Raw genomic sequence first — 6044 nt, forward strand, 5'->3', positions numbered from 1 at the left:
CAGCGACAGAGCACGGGGAGTTCGGCGATGACGGGTCACACGCGACGGGATGTAGTGCGCAGCGCGGCGATCGTGGCCGCGGGAGGGTTCGCGGCGCAGTTGGCGGGCGGCGGGGCCGCCGGGCTGACGCCGGCCGGCGCCGCGACGGAGGGCGGGGGAGGCGGCAGGTTCCCGTTCCTCCACGGGGCCTTCGCGCCGGTGACGAAGGAGGTGACGGCGTTCGATCTGCCGGTCACCGGCCGCATCCCCCGTGAGCTGAACGGCCGGTATCTGCGGAACGGCCCGAACGTGCTGGGCCTCGAGGACCCCCGGGCGCACCACTACATGCTCGGTGAGGGCATGGTGCACGGGGTCAGGCTGCGCGAGGGCCGCGCCGAGTGGTACCGCAACCGGTGGATCCGTTCGTCGGGCGTCGCCGGGAAGCTGGGCGAGCCGTACCACGGGCCGGTGCCGCGGGACGACTTCGCGAACAACACCCATGTCATCGCGCACCGGGGCCGGGTGCTGGCGTTGCAGGAGAGCGGGCCGCTGCCGTACGAGCTCGACGAGGAGCTGAACACCGTCGGCACGTACGACTTCGGCGGGACGCTCGACGGCCCGTACACCGCGCACACCAAGTACGACGCCCACGCCGGCGAACTGCACGCCATCACGTACTACCCGACGTGGGACCACGTCCGGCACCTCGTGGTCGACCCCGCCGGACGGGTGGTCAGGACCACCAGGATCCCGGTGGCGGACAGCCCGATGATGCACGACTTCGCGCTCACCAGGAAGTACGTGATCGTCTTCGACATCCCCGTCACGTTCGACCCGGTGGCGGCCGAAGCGGGCAAACTGGTGCCGTACATCTGGAACGACGACCACCCCGCACGGGTCGGGGTGCTGCCCCGGGACGGCGGGCGGATCCGCTGGTTCGAGGTGCCGCCGTACTTCCACTCGCACACCCTCAACGCCTACGACGAGGGCGACACGGTGGTCGTGGACATCACCACCTATCCGGCTCCCTTCCATGTCGACGGCCGGGGCTCCGACGGCCCGTCGTCGTTCACCACCCCGTCGCTGAACCGGTGGACCGTCGACCTGGCGCACGACCGGGTGCGGTTCGCCCAACTCGACGACCGCCCGCAGGAGTTCCCCCGGGTCAACGAGGCGCTGGTCTCCCGGCGCCACCGGTACGGCTACTCGGCGGCGGCCGCCGAGATGTTCACGGCGTACGAGACGGTCGACGGCGTCCCGCCCGACGAGTCCTTCAGCAACGCGCTGATCAAGCAAGACCTGGTCCGCGGCACTTCGCAGGTGCACCGGCTGCCGAAGGGCGCCGCGGCCGGCGAGGCGGTCTTCGTCGCCCGGCACGGCTGCGACCCGCATCCGACGGCGGCCGAGGACGACGGCTACACGCTGGCGTACGTGCACGACCCGGATCGCGGGGCGTCCGACCTGGTGATCCTGTCCGCACAGGACTTCACCGGGAAACCCCTCGCCCGCATCCACCTGCCGGCCCGGGTGCCGCTCGGCTTCCACGGCAGCTGGATCGCCGACGAGTGACGTCAGGCCCCGCAGCGCTCCCGCGCCGCACCCGCCGTACGGGTGCGGCGCGCGGCCCGCTCGGCCGCCGGTGCGGGGGACTGTCCACCCATAGAAGGTTAGGTTAGCCTACCCTCATATTGTCTCCCCGAGAGAGAAGCTGCCCCGCCATGCACACCCCCCGCTCCTCGTCACCGTCCCGCCGCGCCCGGCCGCGCTTCTCCTGCGCCGGCGCCGCCCCGCTGATCGAGCGGCCGGCCGCGGCGGTCGAGAAGGCGGTGAAGGTCGCATGAGCGAGCTGCCCTTCCGCTTCTTCGCGCTGCGGGTCCTGCGGACGGCCGGCGTCGGAGCGAACTTCGTCCGGGTCACCTTCGGCGGTCCGGACCTGGCGCTGCTCGCCTCCGGCGGCCGCGACCAGCGGTTCAAGCTGTTCCTGCCGCACTCCGGCCAGGACGAGCCGGTCATGCCCGACCCGTCGGACCCCGAGTGGTTCACAGCCTGGCGCGCCCTCGATCCGGCAGTCCGCGGCATCATGCGCACCTACACCGTCCGGGCACTGCGCCGGGCGGGGAGCGAGGCCGCCGAGCTGGACGTGGACTTCGCGCTGCACGGCGACACGGTGCCGGCCTCCCGCTGGGCGCGGGCCGCCCGCCCCGGCGACCGCGTCACCATCCTCGGCGCGGTGGAGGAGGACAACGCGGGCGTCGACTTCCGGCCACCGCCCGGCACCGACTCGATCGTGCTCACCGCCGACGCCACCGCCCTGCCGGCCGTCGCCGGCATCCTGGCCTGGCTGCCGCCCGAGCTGCCGGCGAAGGTCTGGATCGAGATCCCGCACGCGGACGACCGCCGTGAACTGCCCAGCCGGGCCGACACCGTGGTGACCTGGCTCATCGGTGACGGCGCGCCGCCCGTCCTGGAGGCGGTACGCGCCGCCGAACTGCCGGGGAGCGCGCCGTACGCCTGGATCGCGGGCGAGTCGGGGACGGTCAAGGCGCTCCGCCGCCACCTGGTGTCCGAGCGCGGGATCGACCGGCGGGCGGTCACCTTCACCGGCTACTGGAAGCGCGGCAGCTCCGAGGACGATCTCATCGCCGAGGTGAGTGCCTGAGGCGTCGCGGCGGCCGGTGTCCCGTTCCGGCCGTGCGGGACCCCGTACTTGAGTACCGTTCGAAGTGAGCGGTGCAAGAGTGGTCGGGGCAGTTCGCCGTGCCCCTCGGGGGAGGAGTCCCGTACATGCCCCAGAGGTTCACGCCGCGACCGCTGGTCGCCGCACTCGCCCTGTTCCTGGCCGTTCCCCTGGCCGCCGCCTGCGACGGTGTGGACAAGGCCCTCGACTGCGCCAAGATAGCCGCCCGGATCGCCGGGGATGTGCAGGACCTGCAGTCGACGGCCACCAATATCGGCCAACTGTCGGAGCAGAGCCGCCGCCAGGACACCTCGGCGGCCCTGGCGAAGCTGAAGCAGGATGTGCAGCAGGTCGGGGGCGACGGCGTCGGCGTCCGCAAGGCCGTCGACGAACTGTCGGCCGCTGTCGACCGCGCGGAGGACCGCGCCGAGGACGGCAAGGGCCCGGACGTCACCTCCCTCGCGGACGCGGCGGGCCGGCTGTCCGTCGCCTGCACGACGGGGTAGCGCCTGCCTCAGGGCCGGGACGCGTCCGGGCCGGTGCCGTCCGGCCGGGTGGTCGCGGCGTGGGCGGCAAGGACCAGGTGCACGCTGTGGTCGACGAGGCGCTCGCGCGACACGTCCAGCGTGCCCCGGAGCCGGCCGGCGAAGAGGTTGGCCAGGCCGCCGACCAGGGCGTAGGCGGTCATCCGGCGGCCTGAGTCGTCCGTGCCGTCCGCGAGCTGGCCGTCGATGAGGTCGGTGAACGACGGCATCAGCCGGTGGCTGTGCTCGCCCAGGACCGGATCGGCGAAGGGTTCGAGGAGCAGTAGACGGCCCTTGTGCGGGTCGTCCAGGACGAGCGCGACGAACGCCTCGACGGCGGCGCGGGCACGGGCCGCCGGCTCGGCCGACGTGCGGGCGACAGCGTCGGCGAGCGTGTCGCGGGCCTCGGTGGCGACCCGCTCGAAGGCGGCGAGCAGCAGCGCGTCGCGGTCGGCGAAGCTCTCGTAGAAGTAGCGGTCGGTCAACTTGGCGCGGCGGCAGACGGAGCGGACGGTCACCGCCGCACTGCCGTCCTCGCCGGCAAGGCTCAGCGCGGTCGCGAGCAGGGTCTCGCGGCGCGTCTCGCGTCGGGCGGCCAGGGTGCTGCCGCCCCAGGTGCGATCGCTCAACAGGATCTCCTCGTAGGTGTGTTGACGACACCTGTCCGCACATTCTAACCTGGGCGCCCTAGTCTGATGACGCCCGTCATCAGTTGGAGGTGCACCGTGTCGGACGTCAGACCGCTCGGACCGGAATCACTCACCTGGAAGTACTTCGGGGACTGGCGCGCCCTGCTGCTGGCGACCTGGGCGGGTTCGATGCAGAACATGCACCCCGAACTCGGTGCCGGAGTCGCCGAGCACTCGCGGTTCTTCGAGGAGCGCTGGGAGCGGCTGTTCCGCTCGCTCTACCCGATCGGCGGGGTCGTCTACGACGGTCCGCGCGCCGCCGAGACCGCGCGCACCGTCCGCGGCTACCACGACACGATCAAGGGCGTGGACGGCTCCGGCCGCCCGTACCACGCGCTCAACCCGGGCACGTTCTACTGGGCGCACGCGACGTTCTTCGTCCTGACCATGCATGTCGCGGAGTACTTCGGCGGCGGGCTCACCGAGGTCCAGCGGCGGCAGCTCTTCGACGAGCACGTGCGCTGGTACGCGCTCTACGGGATGAGCATGAAGCCGGTCCCCGCGACCTGGGAGGACTTCCAGGCGTACTGGGACCACATGTGCGCGGAGGTGTTGGAGGACAACGCGCCCACCCGGCAGGTCCTCGACGTGGGCGCGGTCGCCAGACCGCCCGTCCTGCGGCTGCTGCCGGCCCCGCTGTGGGACGCGGCCCGGGTGTCGCTGGCCCGGCTGACCGTGTGGATGACGGTCGGGATGTACCCGCAGGCCGTCCGGGACCGGCTGGGCTACGCGTGGACGGGCCGCGACGAGCGCAGACTGCGCGCCCTCGGACACCTCGTGAACCGGAGCTGGCGCCTCGTACCGCACGAACGCCGCTTCCACCCCCGGGCACGGGCGGGCTGGCAGCGCGAGCGGGGCCGGCTGCCCCTGGACGCGCCCACCGTCCACACCCCGCTCCGCAACCTTCCGCCGGCCGAGGAACGGCACCTGCCGCAGCACTACCTGCCCGGCGGGTGACCCCCGGGGCCGCCGGCCCGCCCGCCTGCTCCACACTGGGGGCGGCACCGCCCCCTGTTCGGGAAGTCCTGCGGTTTTCTGTTGTCCCGGCGCCGCGCGGGAGTCTCCTGAACGGCAGGCAAGTGCCGGTCCCGGCGGACGGAGCGCGGGGACGGCACGACGGGCGAACGACAGGGAGCGAAGCGCGATGCGAGGAACCGAGCGGAGCGGACCGGACACCGGCACGGTGATCGCGGCCCGGGGCGGCGACCGGCGGGCGCTGGACGAGCTGCTCGCCGACTGCGTCCCGCTCGTGTACAACATCGTCGGACGGGCGTTGAACGGGCACAGCGATGTCGACGACGTGGTCCAGGAGACCCTGCTGCGGATCGTGCGCGGGCTGCCCGACCTGCGGGATCCGCGGTCCTTCCGCTCCTGGATGGTCGCCATCGCCGTCCACCAGGTGCGCGACCGGGAGCAGCAGCACCGGGCCGCGCGCCATCGCCGCGCCGACCTGGAGACCGCCGAGCAACTGCCCGACCCGGGATCCGACTTCGCCGCGGTCACGATCCTGCGGCTGCGCCTGACCGACCAGCGCCGCGAGGTGGCCGAGGCCACCCGCTGGCTCGACGGGGACGACCGGGAACTGCTCGCCCTGTGGTGGCTGGAGCAGACCGGTGAACTCGACCGGGCCGAACTGACCGAAGCCCTCGGCCTGTCGGGACGCCATGCCGCGGTGCGCGTCCAGCGGATGAAGGAGCAGATGGAGACCGCCCGCTCGGTGGTGCGCGCGCTGCACCACGTCGGGCATCCGGGCGTCTGCGCCGAGCTGGGCGTCCTCACCCGGGACTGGGACGGGACCCCGAGTCCGCTGTGGCGCAAGCGGCTGGCCCGGCACGTCCGCGGCTGCGCCGCCTGCGGCGGGCAGATCGGCGAACTGCTGCCGATGAACCGGCTGCTGGGCGGGCTGCCGCTGCTGGTGCCGCCGGCCGACCTGGCCGCACGCATACTCCCGGCCGCCTCCCCGCACGCCGCCTCCCCGCAAGCCACACCCCCGCAGGCCGCCGTGGCGCATCCGCCCGGCCGGAGCAGCGCGCCCGGAAGGTCGCGGGCGACGCACTCCCGGCCGCCGCGCGGCCCCCGGTCGGTCTTCCGGCGCCCTCCCGTGGCCGGCGCGGCGGCGCTGGCGGCCGCGGCGGTCATCGTCGTGGGCGTCCTGGTCGCCGGACACCTGACCGC

Annotated in this window: 7 protein-coding genes; 6 read left to right on the plus strand and 1 reads right to left on the minus strand. The window is 73.3% G+C overall.

Annotated elements, in window-relative coordinates; genetic code table 11:
- Positions 1-27: 27 nt before the first annotated feature.
- From O3X23_RS34310 to O3X23_RS34325, 4 genes are all read left to right on the plus strand, one after another.
- Entirely contained in the window at positions 28-1548 is a 1521-nt protein-coding gene (locus O3X23_RS34310; RefSeq protein ID WP_269276415.1) for a carotenoid oxygenase family protein, read from the plus strand.
- A 149-nt stretch (positions 1549-1697) separates the two neighbouring features.
- On the plus strand, positions 1698-1820 hold the full coding sequence (locus tag O3X23_RS34315) for a hypothetical protein (RefSeq protein ID WP_269276416.1): 123 nt from the start codon (positions 1698-1700) through the stop codon (positions 1818-1820).
- A complete protein-coding gene (locus O3X23_RS34320) occupies positions 1817-2638 on the plus strand; it encodes a siderophore-interacting protein (protein WP_269276417.1) in 822 nt (273 codons plus the stop codon). Before O3X23_RS34315 ends, O3X23_RS34320 begins: the two co-directional genes overlap by 4 nt.
- Before the next feature lie 125 nt (positions 2639-2763).
- A complete protein-coding gene (locus O3X23_RS34325) occupies positions 2764-3162 on the plus strand; it encodes a hypothetical protein (protein ID WP_269276418.1) in 399 nt (132 codons plus the stop codon).
- 8 nt (positions 3163-3170) lie between these two features.
- On the opposite strand, the gene O3X23_RS34330 is transcribed toward O3X23_RS34325, so the two are convergent.
- Positions 3171-3809, minus strand: coding sequence for a TetR/AcrR family transcriptional regulator (locus tag O3X23_RS34330; protein WP_269276419.1), 639 nt, complete (start codon positions 3807-3809; stop codon positions 3171-3173).
- Between the two features lie 96 nt (positions 3810-3905).
- Between O3X23_RS34330 and O3X23_RS34335 the strand changes: the two genes are divergently transcribed.
- Both O3X23_RS34335 and O3X23_RS34340 read left to right on the plus strand, forming a co-directional pair.
- Positions 3906-4826 (plus strand): oxygenase MpaB family protein, encoded by a 921-nt coding sequence (locus O3X23_RS34335; protein WP_269276420.1) that lies wholly within the window; start codon positions 3906-3908, stop codon positions 4824-4826.
- A 187-nt stretch (positions 4827-5013) separates the two neighbouring features.
- A partial coding sequence (locus O3X23_RS34340; RefSeq protein WP_269276421.1) for an RNA polymerase sigma factor occupies positions 5014-6044 on the plus strand: 1031 nt, incomplete at its 3' end.

It is taken from the genome of Streptomyces sp. H39-S7 (genome assembly GCF_027158205.1).
GTDB lineage: Bacteria > Actinomycetota > Actinomycetes > Streptomycetales > Streptomycetaceae > Actinacidiphila.

Excerpts from the sequence above, each read along its gene's own strand:
- O3X23_RS34310 (WP_269276415.1), top strand. The coding sequence starts at position 28 with ATGACGGGTCACACGCGACGGGATGTAGTGCGCAGCGCGGCGATCGTG.
- O3X23_RS34315 (WP_269276416.1), top strand. The coding sequence starts at position 1,698 with ATGCACACCCCCCGCTCCTCGTCACCGTCCCGCCGCGCCCGGCCGCGC.
- O3X23_RS34320 (WP_269276417.1), top strand. The coding sequence starts at position 1,817 with ATGAGCGAGCTGCCCTTCCGCTTCTTCGCGCTGCGGGTCCTGCGGACG.
- O3X23_RS34325 (WP_269276418.1), top strand. The coding sequence starts at position 2,764 with ATGCCCCAGAGGTTCACGCCGCGACCGCTGGTCGCCGCACTCGCCCTG.